14 protein-coding genes are annotated in these 17,957 nt (G+C 60.6%); 5 read left to right on the top strand and 9 right to left on the bottom strand.

Features of this window, described 5'->3' with window-relative positions; genetic code table 11:
• Positions 1-60: 60 nt before the first annotated feature.
• The 8 genes from F8N44_RS20535 to asnB form a co-directional block, all read right to left on the bottom strand.
• Positions 61-1,044: a FecR family protein gene (locus F8N44_RS20535; protein ID WP_150651585.1), complete on the bottom strand. Its 984-nt coding sequence runs from the start codon at positions 1,042-1,044 to the stop codon at positions 61-63.
• Between the two features lie 40 nt (positions 1,045-1,084).
• Positions 1,085-1,576 (bottom strand): sigma-70 family RNA polymerase sigma factor, encoded by a 492-nt coding sequence (locus tag F8N44_RS20530; protein ID WP_150651584.1) that lies wholly within the window; start codon positions 1,574-1,576, stop codon positions 1,085-1,087.
• Between the two features lie 314 nt (positions 1,577-1,890).
• Complete coding sequence (locus F8N44_RS20525) at positions 1,891-3,183, bottom strand: MFS transporter (protein ID WP_150651583.1); 1,293 nt, start codon at positions 3,181-3,183, stop codon at positions 1,891-1,893.
• A gap of 107 nt (positions 3,184-3,290) precedes the next feature.
• Complete coding sequence (locus tag F8N44_RS20520) at positions 3,291-4,550, bottom strand: ATP-grasp domain-containing protein (protein ID WP_150651582.1); 1,260 nt, start codon at positions 4,548-4,550, stop codon at positions 3,291-3,293.
• Complete coding sequence (locus F8N44_RS20515) at positions 4,547-5,509, bottom strand: DMT family transporter (RefSeq protein ID WP_127929088.1); 963 nt, start codon at positions 5,507-5,509, stop codon at positions 4,547-4,549. Before F8N44_RS20515 ends, F8N44_RS20520 begins: the two co-directional genes overlap by 4 nt.
• Positions 5,496-7,580, bottom strand: coding sequence for a GNAT family N-acetyltransferase (locus tag F8N44_RS20510; RefSeq protein WP_150651581.1), 2,085 nt, complete (start codon positions 7,578-7,580; stop codon positions 5,496-5,498). The genes F8N44_RS20515 and F8N44_RS20510 overlap by 14 nt, the downstream gene beginning before the upstream one ends.
• A complete protein-coding gene (locus tag F8N44_RS20505) occupies positions 7,577-8,440 on the bottom strand; it encodes a TauD/TfdA dioxygenase family protein (protein ID WP_150651580.1) in 864 nt (287 codons plus the stop codon). Before F8N44_RS20505 ends, F8N44_RS20510 begins: the two co-directional genes overlap by 4 nt.
• A 48-nt stretch (positions 8,441-8,488) precedes the next feature.
• Entirely contained in the window at positions 8,489-10,354 is a 1,866-nt protein-coding gene (gene asnB, locus F8N44_RS20500) for an asparagine synthase (glutamine-hydrolyzing) (RefSeq protein ID WP_150651579.1), read from the bottom strand.
• A gap of 862 nt (positions 10,355-11,216) precedes the next feature.
• Here asnB and F8N44_RS20495 point away from each other — a divergent pair.
• From F8N44_RS20495 to F8N44_RS20475, 5 genes are read left to right on the top strand one after another with little or no spacing between them, the layout of a single operon-like run.
• On the top strand, positions 11,217-12,608 hold the full coding sequence (locus tag F8N44_RS20495; RefSeq protein WP_150651578.1) for a hypothetical protein: 1,392 nt from the start codon (positions 11,217-11,219) through the stop codon (positions 12,606-12,608).
• 16 nt (positions 12,609-12,624) lie between these two features.
• Positions 12,625-13,320: a class I SAM-dependent methyltransferase gene (locus F8N44_RS20490; protein WP_150651577.1), complete on the top strand. Its 696-nt coding sequence runs from the start codon at positions 12,625-12,627 to the stop codon at positions 13,318-13,320.
• A gap of 36 nt (positions 13,321-13,356) precedes the next feature.
• A complete protein-coding gene (locus F8N44_RS20485) occupies positions 13,357-14,616 on the top strand; it encodes a diaminopimelate decarboxylase (RefSeq protein ID WP_150651576.1) in 1,260 nt (419 codons plus the stop codon).
• Positions 14,617-15,447: a 2,3,4,5-tetrahydropyridine-2,6-dicarboxylate N-succinyltransferase gene (locus F8N44_RS20480; RefSeq protein WP_150651575.1), complete on the top strand. Its 831-nt coding sequence runs from the start codon at positions 14,617-14,619 to the stop codon at positions 15,445-15,447.
• Entirely contained in the window at positions 15,444-16,625 is a 1,182-nt protein-coding gene (locus F8N44_RS20475; protein ID WP_150651574.1) for an aminotransferase class I/II-fold pyridoxal phosphate-dependent enzyme, read from the top strand. Before F8N44_RS20480 ends, F8N44_RS20475 begins: the two co-directional genes overlap by 4 nt.
• Here F8N44_RS20475 and F8N44_RS20470 read toward each other — a convergent pair.
• Positions 16,622-17,797 (bottom strand): M20 aminoacylase family protein, encoded by a 1,176-nt coding sequence (locus F8N44_RS20470; protein WP_150651573.1) that lies wholly within the window; start codon positions 17,795-17,797, stop codon positions 16,622-16,624. The genes F8N44_RS20475 and F8N44_RS20470 overlap by 4 nt on opposite strands.
• Between the last annotated feature and the right edge of the window lie 160 nt (positions 17,798-17,957).

The raw sequence follows: 17,957 nt of genomic DNA, 5'->3' as shown, positions 1-17,957 counted from the left end.
GTTAATGCAAACCAGTTGCAGTTGAACAGGAAGACGATGAACTCGAAAAAAACCTGAATTTTATTTTGCGATTATTTCCTGACTGCCATCCGCAAGGGTGCGAACGGCCACCGGGAGGATGCTCGGCAAGGCTTTGAGCAAGGCATCGGTGTTGTCGGATTTGAACACGCTGGTCAGGCGCAGACGGGCCACGGCCGGGTTGGCGACAGTCAACGGCTTCTCACGATAATGCGACACTTCGGCTGCGACTTCACTGAGGCTGGCATTATTGAAGACCAGTTTGCCGCTGCGCCACGCCGTCAGTTCCGCCGGGTTGACTGCATAGGCCGCGGCGACTTTGCCTCGCGCATCGACGTGAGTGCCGAGGCCTGCTGTCAGGCTGATGAACTGATCATCCGCTGCATCACGCCCCTGTACTTTCACCGTGCCCTGCTCCACCGCCACGCGGGTTTGCGTGACGTCGCGGCGCACATCGAAACGCGTGCCAGTGACCGTGACTGTGCCGTTGCCCGCCTCGACCACGAACGGTCGCGAGGTGTCGTGCTCGACGCTGAACATCGCTTCGCCTTCGCTCAATTCGATGACGCGACGATCCTTTTCAAAACGCACCTGCAAGCGACTGCGGCTGTTCAGATCGATCACCGATCCGTCCGGCAGTGCCACATGTTTACGTTCGCCCAGCGCCGTGGCGAACTCGGCGCTGTAGCCACCCGGATGATTCAAACCACTGAACAGTCCCAGCCCGAGCGCGACCGCCAGCACACTGGCAGCCACGGCATAACGCAGCATCGGACGGCGTTCGCGGCGGCTCGGCGGAGTTTCAACCAGGGCTTTGAGACGTGGCGCCGACAGCAGATCGGCGGCCGACCACAAGCCTTGCAGCAACTGAAATTCGTCACGGTGCTGCGGATGTTCATTCAACCAAGTGTCGAAGCGCTGCTGCTCGTCGGCATCAATGGCCGGCTCCTGCAAACGCACAAACCAGCGAGCCGCATCATCGCGCACCGTTGTTTGCCCGCACGCGCAATCACGCGTATCCATCATGGAATGTCCTGTTTGGCCGGGAATGAAATGTCGCAGCGGCTCATGACTGCAACCCGTCCAGTCGATCACGCAGATGCCGCAGGGTGCGGATCATATACTTTTCGACCATGTTCTTGGACAGGCCCAGGCGTTCGGCGATTTCCGCCTGAGACAGGCCTTCGATCTTCTGCCAGATGAAGATCTTGCGGCAATTGACCGGCAGCTCGGCGAGCGCTCGTTCGATGGAGTCGGCCAGCTGGATCGCATGCATGTAATGCTCCGGGTCGCCGGATGACGACTCACTGTGATCGAGGGCCTGCGACTCCATGACGCCGCGCCGATCCTCACGCCGATAACCGTCGACCGCAATATTGCGCGCGGTCTGGTGCAAATACGCCCGGGGCTGCTGCACCGCCGCCGAATCGGACTCAAGCACCCGCACAAAGGTGTCGTGCGCCAGATCCTCGGCCTGCGCGCGATTGCGCAGGCGACGAGTCCAGGTGCCGATCAACTCTTCGTAATGCTCGAAAAAGCCGGGTCTGCGGGGACGCATGGGGTTCGGGCGGCGTGCTGAGGAAAGGGGCGTGAATAGTAATGCTTCGTATTAAGGCAAGGCAATGCATTCCTTGGCGTACCGACGAAGTCGACCGATCGTTATCGCCACACCAATAAAAGCCTCATTGCCAAAGAGGCAAGAGGCTTTCGTATGGATTTGCGAACGGGCGAAAACAATCGGAATCGCTACACCTGGTCGCCCCCATCACCGCAAGCACTCAGCAGGCCAACCGGTACTGGTGCGGTGTTTTCCTTGCCACCCTCCATTCCTGGGCAACCAAAGGCCGGATAAGCAATGCATGCTCTCTCATTTCAGGCGGCCTGGTCGTGGAAATCCCGAGCGGTGTTTGCTGCCTGTCGCTGACGCGCAACCATCAACGCGACAAAGCTCACCAGCGTCGCCGCCAGCAGGTAGTACGCCGCCATCATCGGGTCACCGGTGTGGCGATACAGCAAGGTCACCAACGTAGGGGTAAAACTGCCGAACAGCACCACCGAACTGGCGTAGGCCACGCTGATCCCGGTCGAGCGCACGGCCACCGGGAACAACTCCGCCAATGCCGCCGATGCCGGTCCGGCGTACAGCACCATTAACATCGCCAGACCCGCCTGCAACAGCATCAATCCGCTGTCCTGCGGATTCTGCTTGAGCGCCAGGAATGCCGGATACGCCAGCAACAACACCCCCAGCGCCCCGAGCAACATGACGTTGTACCGCCCCCAACGATCCGACAACCAGCCGCCCAATGGGCTGAGCAAGGTGATGAAACCGACCAGGGTGATGCCGTAATAAGCCTTGCCGGCATCAAGATTGAGCATGGCCTGGGCGTAAGCCGGCATAAAGTTGATCAGCTGGGTGCACACCGTCCACAGGGCAACGAATGCGATGCCCAACACAAGGCTGCGCCAATGCTGAAGGATTTCTTTCGCGGGGACTTCGATCCCCTGCCGGGCGTGAGCCTGGAATGCGCTGCTTTCATCAATTGTGCGACGCACGTATACGCCGACGAAGTAGATCAGCACCCCCAGGACAAACGGCACTCGCCATCCCCAGCTGCCCAACTGCTCAGGCGTCAAAACGGTCGCCAGGATGCTCGCAAACAGGCCACACAATAAAAACGAGCCTGCTTGTGCCACTTGCTGGATCGAGGTGAAAAAGCCTCGCCGCGCGGCCGGTGCCGATTCGCACAGGTAGGCCAGCGCGCTGCCGATTTCGCCACCCGCCGCCAGCCCTTGAACAATCCGCGCCGCCACCAGCAGCACCGTGGCGCCATAGCCCAGCACGCTGTAGCCAGGACAAAAAGCAATCAGCACAGTGCCGACAGCCATCATGTTCATGGTCAGGATCAACGCTTTCTTGCGTCCGTGGCGATCGGCGTAGCGGCCGATGAGAAACGCGCCAAGCGGTCGCGCCACAAAACCTACCGCCAGGGTGACGAAGGTCGCCAGCAGCGACATCAGTTGATCCTGGGCGGGAAAAAAAGTCTTGGCGATGTGCAGGGAGAAGATCGCGAACAAGGTGAAATCGAACCATTCCAGGGTCGTGCCTATTCCTACAGCCAGCAGTATCCTGCGCTGCTGCCGCGGCGAATCCGTATGCTTCATGGCGATGCTCTTCCAGACGTAGACGCGCAGGCCCGCGCGCACGGAATGCTTGGGTGCGGATGAGCACCAGACCCGTTCAGGCCTGGTGCACGGTCACTCCCGCAGGCTTACTGGACGCTGAACAGGCGCGATGTGCGCTCCCATTCGCGTACGGTCTGATAGTCAGCATGGAGCACATTGCTGTCGGCATGGCTCATGAAGACGATGCCGGGGCTGGAGAACAAGTCGACGGTCTTGACCACGGCGTCCCCTTCTTTTGGCGCACGCTGCAGCCAGGCTTTGCTCTTGAGGGTCTTGAGCAACTCATCGTAGGAGGAACGAGTGACAACACCTTCCTGGCTGGAGATGAATTGCACCTGCCACAGCGGGTAATGGTGACCCTGCTGCGCATCGACGATGGAGTCGATGGCCGACTCCCCTTCCCTGACCAGCTTGCCCACCAGATCCAGCTGACTGGCGCCGACCGCGTAGTTGGCCGCCGGACGATTGAGCCCCCCCGACAGACGCGAGGCACATTCGATCAAGGTCGGGCCTGCCTCGGTCACGATCAACTCGGTGTGGTTGGCACCGTAGCGGATACCCAAGGCATTCAGTACGCCGTGAACATACTCGACGATCTCCTTCATTTCGGGCGACGTCGGGTCGAACAGCACGGCACGGTCATAGATCCAGCCACCGTCCGGTGCCGGCAGCTTGTCGGCGCGCCAGATCTCGGTGATCACATGCTTGCCATGGCCGCTGACGCCATTGATGAAATACTCCGGCCCTACCAGCAAGCGCTGCGCCAGCACCGCATCATTGCGCTCGCCCAATTGGTTGACCGTGCCGAAGAGCTTGTCGAAGCTGTCGACGAGCTCACCTTGATCGGCGCAGAAGGTCACCGAGTCGGTCCCGGCACTGGCCTGAGGCTTGATGACCACCGGCCAGCTGCCACTGGCGGCCCACTGGCTCAGCCCATCGCGGTCACGGGCCAGATAGTGATCCATGCTGCGCAGGCCAACGGCCTTGAGGCGCTCGTGCATGGTGTATTTGTCGCGGCGCGCCAGGCTGGTGGACGGATCGTTGCCCGGCAGTTGCAAGGCCGCGGCGAGCAGGTCAGCGACAATCACCCCGCTCTCGGTGCCCGGCAACACGGCGCTCGGGTGCAAGGCGTTGATTTCATCGGCCAGGCGCTGGATATCACCCTGGTACTCGAAGTGCGCTATGTATTCGTCCTTGTGGTAGGTGCGCAGGTAGTACTCGGGCGGATTGGGTGAACTGCTCACGTGAATGCACTTCCAGCCAGACTCGGCCATCAGCGCCGGCAATTGTGAGCCTGATGAATAACCATCGACTACAACGAGGATTTTTTCCTTGGCTTGTGTCATTTGCTGTCTCCCTTGAATTTCATCCATGTGCCAAACACCGTAACCAGAGCGATCACGGAACAGCCCAAAGCAGAGGTCATCGACCACTGGATTCGGGCATCAAATACTTGAAAGACGTAAGTGAGCAACGGCGCCCACGCCAGCAACGCCGCCACGGTAAAGGGTTCCGAAAGTAGGATGCCGCGCTGCAACAGCCACAACGGAATGATGACCCCGAGCAGCGTGGCAATGGCCAGGCCACCCAATTGCGTACTTGAGGCAAACGCGAAGCCGGGACCGCTCCAGGCAAGCACCGCCGCGACGATGATCAGCAAGTAGAACCGATGCGCCATGATCCGTGTGGCAGTCCAGCTGCGCTCGCCCAATTGTTTGGTCGCGATGGTGTTCAGCGCTTGGGATGCACCGCCGGCCGCGGCGGCGGCGAGGCCGATAACGGTGTCACTGAAGTTGATCGGGCGAATCCCCGCCAGCCCCACCAGGGACGCCCACGCCAGCAACGCTGTGCCGGAAAGAATGCCCGCCGCGACCGCGTAGGTGTAAAGCGGCAACTGACGCCGCCGAACGATGCGCTCCAGCAGAATCGTGCTCACCGGCCCAAGTCCGCCCATGATGGCGCTGACGATGGCGGGTTCGATATAGCGCAGGGCATAGAAGTAGCCGATCCAGTTCAGCGCGCTGGTAAAGTTCAGGACGGTCAGCGGGCCAGCAGCATCGGCACCGATCGCCAGGCCTTTGGTACCGGAACTCAGCAATAACCGCGACAGAAAGAAGCCGCTGGTGATTACAAAACTCCAGAACAGAAAGGTGAACGGATGCAGTTGCTGCAGCAGGTTGCCCGAGAACACCGCGTTGGCGTTGGCCAGAATCAGAAAGGCCGCCACATACAGAATGCCGGCCCGCACCACACCACGGCTGACAGGCGTAGCCATGCCACTAAGGCTGACTTCAGGCTTGTTCATTGACGGTTTTCTCCATGAATACACTCAGCGGGTCTTCCCGGTAATCAGCGAACGGGCCGCGATCGCGAAAACCTGCGCGGCGGTAGAGCGAAATAGCCTCCGGCTGGCTGACCCCGGTCTCCAGCAACAAGGTACGGGCACCATTGCGATGGGCGAGCTGTTCAAGCCGCTTGAGCAACCGCGCACCCACGCCACGTCGACGGGCATTGTCGGCGACAAACATGCGCTTGAGTTCTGCCTGCCCTTCGCCGATCGCCACCACCGCTCCGCAACCCAGCACTTCGCCGCTACCCAGCTCGCGGGCGACCACAAAGCTCACCTCCGGAGCCTTGAGCTGTGCGACGTCGAGCATGTGCACGCTTTCATCCGGGTACAGGGAACGCGCGTAATCTTCCGAGCGTTGAAGCAGCTCGGCGGTCTGCAATTCCTCGGGGTCACCCTCGTCGATGCTGTAGCCAGTCTGCCCGGTGGCCGGCGGCGATGCATAATCCTCCAGCACCATGGCAGCGCCTTTTTCGCCAATCATCAGGGATGCGGCGTTGGTATTGCCCGACACCATCGTCGGCATGATCGACGCGTCGATCACCCGCAAACCGTCGAGACCGCGCACGCGTAACCGATGATCGACCACGGCCAGCTCATCGTTGCCCATGCGGCAGGTACCCACGGGGTGATAAGAGGTGTCGCCCTGAGTACGGGCATACGCCAGCAATTCTTCATCGCTGGCGACCTGGGTGCCGGGGGACAACTCGTGATCACAGTAGGGCTGCAGGGCCGCTTGGGCAGCAATGTCACGGATAATGCGCATGCCCGCAATCATCCGCCGGCGATCATCCTCATGCTCAAGGAAGCGCGACTCGATGACCGGTGCCTCGCCAGGGTCACTGGAGCAAATGTGAATACTACCGGTGGATTCGGGCCGCAACGGATACAGGCCCACGGTCATGCCGGGCAAGGTGTCCAGACGACGACTGGAACCAGGGCCGTAACTGGCCGGGGCGAAATGAAACTGCAAGTCTGGCCGCGGCTCTTCCTCGCGTGATTTGACGAAGCCATGGCCCAGAGCAATCGGCAAACTGAGTACGCCGCGACGGCGAAAGACGTAGTTGAGCGTTTCCCTGAACAACGCGAAACCACGGGTGCGTTCGTTAAAGGTGATTTTCTGGCGAATGCGCCACTTCAGTCGGGACGCGAAGTGATCGCGGAAGTTCTCACCCACGCCAGGCAGCGCATGTCGCAGCGCCACGCCGGCCTTCGCCAGTACCGCTGGCGCACCGATGCCGGACAACTCGAGCAACTGAGGCGACTGAATGACCCCGGCACTGAGGATCACCTCACGCCGGGCCGTGGCCGATTGCAACGTGCCTTTGAGGTACTCCACACCCACACAGCGCTTGCCTTCCAGACGCAGTTTTTGCACCGCGGCCTCGGTAATCACCGTCAGGTTTGCCCGCTTGCGCGCCGGCAACAGGTAGCGGCCATAAGCCGAGGAACGACGGCCCTGATCATGGTTGACCTGGTAATAGCCAAAGCCCTCCTGATCGCCGCTGTTGTAGTCGCGATTGCGTCGATACCCGGCTTCGCCGGCTGCCGCCAGAAAGGCATCGCACAACTCGTCATATTCGCGTGGCAACGCCACATGAATCGGCCCGTCCTGGCCACGACTCTCGCCGCTGACGTCCACGCTCGACTCCAGGCGTTTGAAGTACGGCAACACTTCGTCCCAGGTCCAGCCCGGGTTGCCTTGACTGGCCCACTCGTCATAGTCCTCGCGCTGACCCCGGACAAAGATCATCCCGTTGATCAGGTTCGATCCGCCCAACAGGCGCCCCCGTGGAATCTGCAGACGGCGTCCACCCAGCGTCGGGTCCGGGCGGGTCTCGAAGCACCAGTCGTATTTCGGATTACCCATCAGCAGCACTTCACCGACGGGGATCGACAGCAATGGACTGCGGCGTTCGGCCCCCGCCTCCAGCAGCAGTACCTTGATCGCCGGGTCTTCACTCAAGCGTGCAGCCAATACGCAGCCAGCCGCGCCGGCGCCGACGATGATGTAGTCATACTCGCTCATGCGCGTCGGTTCCTGTCCTGATTGTCGGCAGTGCGCGCACCGATGGTGGTGCGATGCAGCAGGCGACGATATTTGTCGTCGTACACCGTGGCCTTGTGCATGGCGCTGCGGTTGTCCCAAAGAATGATGTCGCCCGGGGTCCAGCGATGCCGATAGGTGAATCGCGGCTGCACCGAGAACTCCTGCAGGAACGTCACCAGTGGCGCACTTTCCTCCAGCGGCAAACCTTCGATCCGCCACGGCACGTTGCCGCCGGCATACAGCGCCTTGCGCCCACTGACTTCATGGCGACGCACCAGCGGTTGTGGCACGTCGATCCACTCAGCCAGTTCCTGGGCAGATGGCGCAGGCCGGTCGGGGTAGTTGTAGGGTCGTGACTGAGTCCGGCTGATGACCACCTTGAGGTGTTCGATACGATCCTTGACCGCTTCCGGCAATGCTTCATAAGCGGCAAACATATTGGCGAACCACGTGTCGCCGCCTTCCGGCGGGATTTCCAGCGCATGCAGCATCGACCCGGCTGGCGGCACGTCCAGATAATGGCCGTCGGTGTGCCAGACCCGACCGCTGACCGGCGAGCCGATCAGTTTTCCATCCTTGGTAATGTTCGACAGGATGAGGATTTCCGGCTGGGTCTGTTCACTGAACTGCGAGCGGGTATAGCTGACCAGCTCACCAAAATTGCGGCTGAACGCCAGTTGCTGATCGGGACTCATCGACTGGCCACGAAACAGCAGGATGGTGCTGCTGATCCAAGCGTTGTAGAGCGCTTCGATCGTGTCGTCACTGAGCCTGGCATTGACGTCGATGCCACGGACTTCGGTGCCGATAAACTCAGTAACGGGGACTAACTCAAGCATGCTGCCTCCTTGGTCTTCATGGGATCAGACTTCCGTGCTGACCGTGTCTTACACCGCGATATCGTTGTCGACGATCCAGCGATTCATCTCCACCAACTGGATCAGTAGATGCGCGGGACTGGCGCCGCCCGGCAGCATCGAAGCATTGAGCTGGTTCGCGGCGATCTGCTCGATCAGTGCGCTGAGACGCGGGGTGTCGAACATCCAGGCAATCGGCGACTTGGGATCGGTCGCGATCCAGCGCGCTTCGCTGATGAGTGCCCGGTCATATTCAGTGTCCTGAATGTGCGGGTACGCGCTTTTCTTCCGATTCAAGGTAGTCGGCGGCAGGATGTCGTGCATGGCAGCCTTGAGCAAACCTTTCACGCCGCCACGGGATTTCATTTCCCACGGCACGTTCCATACGTACTGGATCAGTTCCGGATCGCAGAATGGCACGCGCACTTCCAGGCCTTGCGACATGCTCATGCGTTCCTTGCGATCCAGGATCACCGACAACGGGCCGGACATGCCGAGGAACAGCACTTCGCGCATGCGCGCCGCGTCGCCGCTTTCGCCAGGCAGGCGTGGCACCTGACTCAGCCAATAGTCGTAACGCGCACGTTCGTCCTCTGCCACGCGCTGTGCACTGATCAGGCTCGGCGACAGATAGTGAGCCAGCTTCGGGCCATCGCCCAGCCACGGGAACTGAGGACGGGCGAGCAGCTCGGGTTTGAAATAATAGGGGTAGCCGCCGAAGATCTCGTCGGCAGCCTCGCCAGTCAACGCCACGGAGCAATTGCCGCGCATGCGTTCGAACAGCAGGTACATCGAGGCATCGAACTGCCCCCAGCCCGGCAGGCCGCGGGCCTTGCGCGTAGCCGGAATGACGCCGAGCAGATCCTGCATGGTTGCACTGAGTGTCGTGTGACGGGTACCCATGTATTCGGCGGCCAGCGCGGCGAAGGGTGCATCGATGTCAGGCCGCAGTTCGGTGGAGGTAAAGGCATCCTCGTCACTGTCGAACTTCAGGCAGAAGGTATCGAGTGCTGCGCCGCCGCCCTGGCTTGCCAGTTGCTTCATGACCAGCGCGGCGACCGACGTGGAATCGATGCCGCCGGACAACATCGCCGCGCAAGGCACTTCATGCACGTACTGGCGCGCCACGACGCCTTCAAGCAGTTCGCGGACGCGGTCCTTGGTCTGCTCGAAATCATCGGTATGCGCGGCGCTTTCCAGTTTCCAGTAACGATGCAATTCATGCCCACGTTCGTCAAAGGTCAGCACACTGGCGGGAGGCAACTCGCGCAAACCTTGCAACGGGGTTTCGCCAGGCAGCGCCATGCGCGGCTGAAGCACGATGGCCAGCGCGCTCGTGTCCAGCCGGGCGTTAAAGTGGGGATGGGCTTTGATGGCGGTAGGTACGCTGCCAAAAATGACGCCGCCGTCACGCAGGGTGTAGTAAAGCGGTTGCAAGCCGAGGCGGTCTCGCGCCAGCAATAATCGGCGCTTCTGGCCGTCCCAGATCGCGATGGCAAACATGCCTTCGAGGCGTTCAACGAACCCGACACCCCACTGGGCATAGGCACGGCGAATGATTTCAGCGTAGGACCAGCGATCAGGTGCCGGATCCAGGCCAGCGAGTTGCTGCTGCAACTGCGCAGCGTTGTACAACTGTCCGGTGTACATGATAGCCACTGTGGCGCCATGGATCTCGCCAATCCACGGTTGCTCGTCCCAGTCATAACGCGAAGTGACTGTACGGCAATGTCCCAGTGCAACCTCAGGCCCCAGCCATACCGCATGCCCATCCGGTCCACGCCCGGACATCGCAACGATCATTGCCGAGACAATTTCGGCGACTTTCGAACGAGGAATGTTTGCTTGCTGCCCAACACCGTGACGCAGGTCGACCCAACCGGCCATGCCGCTCATATAACACTCCTTGTCGAATTACCTACGGGCAACGCCTTTATTGGCGAAACCTGTTCCATGTAGATCAATGTGCCGCCTGGACTGACTAAAGCAATTTCATGCTTCGTTTTTAATATCTGTGTTCAGCCGGGGCACAAGCTACTTCAAGCAATACATCCCTGACAAGTGCCTTGTTAATGACAAATAACCTAATTGAAGGTGCTTATTACCTAATGTAATTTGCGCAAACTCGAAGCAATTCGCCGGCGCACCAGAACGGCGCAAAACAAACACACCGCATAGAGCGACGCACTAAAAAAGCGCACAACTAAACACCCTTGTTATTTCGCTCCTTATCATCCGGACGCGCGTAACACAGCCCGTCCCGAGTGCTCAAAACAAATCAATAAAAATATTATTCAGTGACCAACTACATAAAATCTATAGAGTTTTTAGTTTCGCCATCGCCGTTCTTTCGGCTCTTTGAGTTTTTTTTAGTTTTCCCTACTTGTCGTAAAAAAAAATTCGCTGTTATGCTCCACGGCAAGCAGCGTGGTGCCCTGTGTGCCACACCTTCACATGGAATGTGATTCAAGGAATGTATATGGATATTCATCTGCCGGTCATCTACCCGTCTTTATTGCTGCGCCGTCCAGTTGCCATTGCACCTGGACGTTAGTGCCAGCACGGCTATCGATCAGCCAGTCATTCCCGGTCAAGCCTAACTAATCAACGCACTTGGCGCGCTGTTACCTACATGCGCCGCGACTATTAGTCATGCCCGCCCGGAACATCGTCCAGTTACTGAGTGCGTGCTTGCTTGTGCCTGTTTGCAGGCTGAGTGTGCGCTGCCGTACATCAATAAGTAGAGGGAGTAATGAGCGTGAATCGGTTCGACTATTCAGGCAATCTTGCCAAGGCCACCTCCTACCGCGGTTATCGCAGCCCTTTCTGGCCGCCGGCGAGCAACTACAACCTGACCCTGCTTGATCTTGCGCCGGCGAACCCTCGTCAAGACGCTGCCTGGCAAGAACGACTGGACGCGCTGAAGGCCGCCATCGATGAGCAGTGGCGCAGCGCCAAGCTCGATGGCGTGGCAGAACGCACACGTTTCAACAACCCCGGCGCCGTGGCGCAAGCCCTGCGCGCGCTGGAAAACGACCTCGAGCGAGCTCATGATCGCCAAGCTGTGCAGCTCAGGGCCAAGGCCATCGAATACGGCTACAGCGAGGAGATACTCAAGACCCTGGCCGGCCTGCAAGAAGAGGTTTCCCTGGTCGCCGGGCAGATCGCTACCTGGTACGGCAAGCAACCGGGAGGACTGCCGACAGCCTTTGGCTGCCGACGCAATCCGGCGCGACAACAGGACGTGGAACTGGCCATGAGCCTGGTGGATCAGATCCCCGCCTATCTCAAGCAGTTGCACACCAACCTGCGCCTGGGGGAGTTGCCGGCCTTCGCCGCCACTGATGTTTTTTTCATGGCCGGTGAAGGCAATCTGCACCCCAAGCATGTCGCCTACTTCCTGCCCGAAGATGAAGGCGTCAAACGTTCGCCGTTCAAGAAAACCTACTACTTCGCCAATACCCACGCGGCCATGGTCGAGCATTTGGCGGCGCCGCTGGCCCGGCAGTTCCTGTCAACCGGCAAACACTATGACCCGACTGGCGAACACCTGCGACGCATTCCTGCGTTGGGCGTGCTCAGCCATGAGCTGGGCCATTTCGTCCATCGCCCGACGACCCAATACGGCCCGCTGAACACCCTTGACCGCTGGGCATCGGTGGTGCTGCAAGAGGTCGCAGCGGATGTCTATGGCATCCTCATTCTTGCCCAGGTATGGGCGCCTGCCCTGCAGATTCCGCCCGAGCAAGTGCTCGAGTACTACCTGGGCGAGTGTCTGCGCTACCTCAACCGCGGACTTGGCCTTTTTCCCGATTGCGACGGCATGTACCTGCAACTGTCGTACTTCGTCCAGCTCGGTGCCCTGACCCTGCGCCAGGACGACCCGCAACATCCACAACTGGTGGTCGATCACGGCGCCCTGCTGGCCGGTTTGCGTTCGCTGGCCAGAGTGCTGGCGGATGCCCTGCTCGGCGGCGACCCTGATGCCGCCGTTGCTTTTTACCAGTGCTACGGACCCGCACGGCCCCAGCCGTTGCAGGCACTGGTTGCTGCGCTGGCCAACGCGCCGGCGCAGTCCATCGAATACGTGCAAGAGCCTGTGCGTGTACCCACGGACTGCGACGCAACTCGCGCGCAAGCCCGACTCTAGACAAGGAGAGACAGAGATGACGAAGCCGATGCAGGACCTCCAACAGGTGACAGATTACTACGGCACCTCCCGCAAGTTTGGCGACAGCAACGCCACCATCTATGAGATATGGGAACAGGGTGGGGCCTTCAACGACTCGATTACGCCTTCTACCTACAGCCCGGAATATCGCTCGCACCTGGGTCTCAAGCTGAAATCGCTCACCCAGGAAGGTGCAACGATTTTCTCCATTGGCTGCGGCAACGGATTTGTCGAGGGCGATCTGGTGGAGGCCAGACGTCAGGTCAGAGCCATCGACTTCAACGACGAAGCCGTGATCCTGAGTCGCAAAAAAGGCGTCGATGCGCACAAGGTTGACTTCTTCAAGCTGGAGCCCGGCTCCCTCGCCGGGGTCAAGTCGGTTTACGCCGATGGCTTGCTGGGCCACCTCTTCCATCCCGAACTGGAACTCAAGCCGACCTTCGACAAGCTCAAGGAACTGAACCTGGACTCCGGCACGGTTCTGGTGTTCTCCAATGACTCGCCACGCGATCCCGAGGCGCTGTTTGCGGCCCACGATAAGGTCGATGGCTTCTGGTTCATTTCCAGGGACTATCTGCGTGATGCGCTGATCGAGGCCGGCTTCGAGATCCAGGAGTCGTACTACTTTCCCTACACGCGTCCGATCAGTGGCCTGCGCAATCGCACCATGTGCGTCGCTCTGGTGCCCTGAACCCGCCCCCCCCTGCGCCGCGAGGAGAAACCTGCTGTGCCAATATCCGAAAGCTTTGCCCGACGTTTGCTCCCCCTGCTTGATGAGTTGACGACACGTTACCCGACGCCCTTTCATCTCTACGATGAGCGCGCCATCGTCCAGACTCATCGACGCGTCGCGCAGGCTTTCGCCGACAGCGCGTTTCGTCAGTACTTCGCGGTCAAGGCGCTGCCCACTCCGGCGATTCTGGCCCTGTTGCTCAAAGAGGGCAGCGGGCTGGATTGCTCCTCGCCGGTCGAGCTGATGCTGGCCGAGCGACTGGGTGCGCGGGGCGACGACATTGTCTTCACCTCCAACAATACGGCGCTCGGCGAGTACCAGATGGCGCTGGACGCCGGAGCCCTGATTACCTTCGATGACCGCAGCATGCTCGACCGAGTGAAGACCTTGCCCGAAATTGTAGGGTTTCGCGTCTCACCTCATGGGGTCATCGCCCGCTCGTCACAGATGGGCAATGCGCAACAATCGAAATTCGGCGTGCCCGATGCCGATCTGGTGCAAAGCTATCGGCAGGCCTACGACCTGGGTGCCCGACGTTTCGGGATCCACGGCATGATGTGCGCCAATGAGCTGTCACTGGAGGCTGCAGTGCAGGCCGGTGTGCAAGTCATCGAAGTGGCTGCGCGTGTAGCGCGCGAAGCCGACATCGAATTCGAGTACATCAATATTGGCGGAGGCCTGGGGATTCCTTACCGCACCGATGACCAGGCACTGGATCTGGACGCCTACGCCGCAGCGCTGAAACAGGCGCTCAAGCAGGCCTTCCCGCGCAACACGCCGAAACTTCTGATGGAGTTGGGCCGTTTCATTACCGGCCCGCATGGGGTGTTGGTGTCGCGGGTGATCAACCGCTGCAGCAAAGGCCGGGAGATCGTCGGTCTCGACGCCTCGATGTCCGCGCTGATGCGTCCCGGACTGTACGGCGCCTACCACCACCTGACATTACCTTTCGCCGGCCAACGCCGCGAAGGCGTGTTCGATGTGGTGGGCGCGCTATGCGAAAACTTCGACAAGTTCGCCATCGATCGCCCTTTGCCGACGCCGGCCATCGGCGACCTGGCGCTGATTCATGACACGGGCGCCCACGGCCATGCCATGGGTTTTACCTACAACGGCCGGCTGCGCCCGGCAGAACTGATGTTGACTGACAACGGCGATGTCGTGGAAATCCGTCGCGCGGAAACCTTCGACGACCATACCGGCCCGGTTCAATGGCAACCCGTCGACGTCTTCAACCCTCACAAGGATCGTTAAATGAGTAACCGTGCATTGATTGAAGAAGCTTTTGAACGGCGTTCGCAACTGACGTCTGCCGAGCTGCTGGCGCTGGTGCCAGTCATCGAAGACGGCCTCGCCAGACTGGAAAGCGGTGAACTGCGCGCAGCGCGCCTGGAAGAAGGCCAGTGGATCGCCGATACGTTCGTCAAGAAACTCATCCTGCTGTCGTTCCTCACACGCGAAAATCATGTCGGCGAAACCGCTCCATGGCGGCCGAAAAGCTACGACAAACTGCCCCTCAAATTCGAGCACTGGGATGATGCCGCGTTCCGCGATGCACGTATCCGCGTAGTGCCAGGCGCGGTGGTCCGGGCTGGCGCATACATTGCTCCAGGTGCGGTGCTGATGCCCTGCTTCATCAACATCGGCGCCTATGTTGGCGAAGGCACCATGATCGATACCTGGTCGACCGTCGGATCCTGCGCTCAGGTCGGCGCACGTTGCCATATCTCCGGTGGCGTGGGTCTGGGCGGCGTGCTCGAACCGATCGGCAACAACCCCGTGGTCATCGAGGACAACGTGTTCATCGGTGCCCGCAGCGAGGTCGCCGAGGGGGTGATCGTGCGCAACGGTGCGGTGATTGGCATGGGCGTTTATCTTGGCGCCTCGACCCCGATCATCGATCGCGAAACCGGCGACGTGCGCTTCGGTGAAGTCCCGGCCAATGCGGTGGTGATCGCCGGCAACCGCGCCGACCCGAAATTGCCGGGCGTATCCCTGGCCTGTGCGGTGATCGTGAAATATGTCGATGAGCGCACTCGATCAAAAACCTCACTCAACGATCTGGTCAGAGAGCTCAGCCGATGACCCCCGCAGGCAATGCCTTCGCCAGACTGCAAAGCCTGCTGGATGACCTGCCGCCCGCGACCGGGCAGCCGGTCATCGCCCTGCACCTGGGCGAAACCCGACTTGGGGACCCGACGCCTTTGCTGGCCCCACTGTGCGAACTCGAGCAGTGGACGCGCTATCCGCCTCTGCCTGGCACTCCGCAATTGCGCGAAGCCTACAGTGGCTGGCTACGGCGTCGCTTCGGCGCTGGCGCCTGTCTCGATGAAAACCGTATCGCCATCGAGCCTACGCCCGGCACCAAACAAGCCGTCGCGACCTGCATCGCCCTCGCCGTGACACGCGCACGGGCACGTGGCGTAAAAGCACCGGTGGTGGTCCTGCCCAATCCGTTTTACCCGACCTATGTCGCCGCCACTGATGCCGCCGGTGCGCAAGCACTGTTTTATGACGTGAACGACGCTGACCTGTTGGCCAGCCTCGCCCGCCAACTGGATCAGGCCGGTGACAGTATCGCGGCGCTGGTGCTGTGCAACCCCGGCAATCCGCTTGGCAACATACTGCCTGCAAGCACATTGATCAGCCTCAGCCACATGGCCTTCCACGCCCAGGCGACGTTATTGGTCGACGAGTGCTACACCGATCTCGTCCCGCACTTACCACCACCTGGCTATCTCAGCCTGGTGGAAGCCGATGCGGTTGCGTCCTGCCCGTTCGTGGTTTTACACAGCTTGTCGAAGCGCTCGGCGGCGCCGGGTTTGCGCAGTGGTTTCATTGCCGGCGATCCGTCCAGCGTCGCCGCTTATGCCGGCTTCAACCGCAGTTGCGGGGTCTCGCTGGCCTGGCCGGCGTGCAGCGCCAGTGCGGCACTTTGGCACGACGAAACGCATGTGCAGCGTCAGCGACAGGCACTGCAATGCAATTGGGACCTGGCCGATGAGTACCTCGCCGCAGTGCCCGATTACCGGCGCGCCGATGCCGGTTTTTTCTTGTGGCTGGCAGTCGGCGATGGTGAAGGGATCGCGCGCCGACTCTGGAGCGAACAGGGTTTGCGCGTGATGCCCGGTCGCTACCTGTGTCATGAAGACGCCGAGGGCAGCAACCCCGGCAAAGCGTTCGTGCGCATTGCACTGGTTCATCAGGAACCGGTCATGCGCCAGGCCCTGCTGCGCCTCAGGGCCGGGCTTGCAGGTCGTTAACGTTCGACGGGCTGCAGGCGTTGGCGGGCCAGCGCGACCCAATAGGCAACGCCCAGTGGCATGATCTCGTCGTTGAAGTCATAACGCGGGTTGTGCAACGAGCAGCCGCCTTCAGCGGAGCCATTGCCAATCCAGATGTAAGCGCCGGGTTTGCGTTCGAGCATGAAGGCGAAGTCTTCTCCGGTCATGCTCGGTGCGACCCCGGTACCCACGTTTTCGCGGCCCGCCACAGCACTGGCGGCAGCCACGCAATGGTCCGCGTGCTCGGCACTGTTGATCAGCGGCGGCGAGCCAAATTCGAAAAACTTCAGCGACGCTCGAACCCCCATCCCGGCGGCCAACTGCTCGACCATCTCGGCCATTCGACGCGATGCGATCTCGCCGGCCTCGGGGCGGAAGTAACGCATGGTGCCGCCCAGCCGTGCAGTGTCGGGCACAATGTTGTGGGTATCGCCGGAGTGGAACTGAGTGACACTGAGAACCAGCGCATCGGCAGGGTCGATATTGCGCGAGACGATGCTCTGTAACGCGGTCACCAAATGGGCCGCGGCCAGCAACGGATCGGCGCCTTGGTGAGGCATCGCCGCATGGCAACCACAACCGCTTACAACCATTTCGAACGGCCTCGCCCCCGCCATCGCCGCACCGTGATGAACCACGAATCGACCGGTCGCAAGACCGGGCCAGTTGTGCAGACCGTAGACGCACTCAGCGCGAAATTTCTCGAACAGGCCCGCCGTCATCATCGCCTTCGCACCCGTGCCGATTTCCTCGGCCGGCTGAAACACCAGATGAACCTTGCCGGCGAAACTGCGATCTGCCGCCAGTCGGCTGGCAGCGCCCAACAGCATGGCGCTATGGCCGTCATGGCCACAGGCATGCATCCAGCCGTCGTGGACTGAGCGATGGGCGAAGGTGTTTTCTTCCTGGATGGGCAGCGCATCCATGTCGGCGCGCAGGGCTATCTCGATACCTGGTTGCTCGCCTTCGATGGTGGCGACAACACCCGTACCGCCGATGCCGATATGCGGTTGCAAATCAAAGCTGCGCAATATTTCTGCGATGAAGGCGCTGGTCTTGCGTTCGGCAAAACCCGCTTCCGGATGTTGATGCAGCCAGCGACGCCAACCGATCATTTGTTCCTGCAGTGCGAAATCCGTTTCCGATGCCATCCTGACGTTCCTGTCCCTGGAGCTGCTCTGAGTCGCCACACTATTCTGTGTCATGGAACTTCGCAACTGGCACGGATGCACGTCATGAACACTGGCGCAGGGTGAGCTCATCACGCTTATGTGGGAGTCGGGCTTACCGCTGCGGCAGGGTTTGGTGGTG

This window comes from Pseudomonas fluorescens, from assembly GCF_902497745.1.
Classification (GTDB): Bacteria; Pseudomonadota; Gammaproteobacteria; order Pseudomonadales; family Pseudomonadaceae; genus Aquipseudomonas; species Aquipseudomonas fluorescens_BM.
The sequence above is the reverse complement of the archived record's forward strand: the minus strand, read 5'-3'. Positions and strand labels throughout refer to the sequence as shown.

Coding starts and splice junctions, on each gene's coding strand:
- F8N44_RS20490 (WP_150651577.1), top strand. CDS start 12,625: ATGACGAAGCCGATGCAGGACCTCCAACAGGTGACAGATTACTACGGC.
- F8N44_RS20480 (WP_150651575.1), top strand. CDS start 14,617: ATGAGTAACCGTGCATTGATTGAAGAAGCTTTTGAACGGCGTTCGCAA.
- F8N44_RS20525 (WP_150651583.1), bottom strand. CDS start 3,183: ATGAAGCATACGGATTCGCCGCGGCAGCAGCGCAGGATACTGCTGGCT.
- F8N44_RS20515 (WP_127929088.1), bottom strand. CDS start 5,509: ATGAACAAGCCTGAAGTCAGCCTTAGTGGCATGGCTACGCCTGTCAGC.
- F8N44_RS20475 (WP_150651574.1), top strand. CDS start 15,444: ATGACCCCCGCAGGCAATGCCTTCGCCAGACTGCAAAGCCTGCTGGAT.
- F8N44_RS20505 (WP_150651580.1), bottom strand. CDS start 8,440: ATGCTTGAGTTAGTCCCCGTTACTGAGTTTATCGGCACCGAAGTCCGT.
- F8N44_RS20535 (WP_150651585.1), bottom strand. CDS start 1,044: ATGATGGATACGCGTGATTGCGCGTGCGGGCAAACAACGGTGCGCGAT.
- F8N44_RS20530 (WP_150651584.1), bottom strand. CDS start 1,576: ATGCGTCCCCGCAGACCCGGCTTTTTCGAGCATTACGAAGAGTTGATC.
- F8N44_RS20510 (WP_150651581.1), bottom strand. CDS start 7,580: ATGAGCGAGTATGACTACATCATCGTCGGCGCCGGCGCGGCTGGCTGC.
- F8N44_RS20520 (WP_150651582.1), bottom strand. CDS start 4,550: ATGACACAAGCCAAGGAAAAAATCCTCGTTGTAGTCGATGGTTATTCA.
- F8N44_RS20470 (WP_150651573.1), bottom strand. CDS start 17,797: ATGGCATCGGAAACGGATTTCGCACTGCAGGAACAAATGATCGGTTGG.
- asnB (WP_150651579.1), bottom strand. CDS start 10,354: ATGAGCGGCATGGCCGGTTGGGTCGACCTGCGTCACGGTGTTGGGCAG.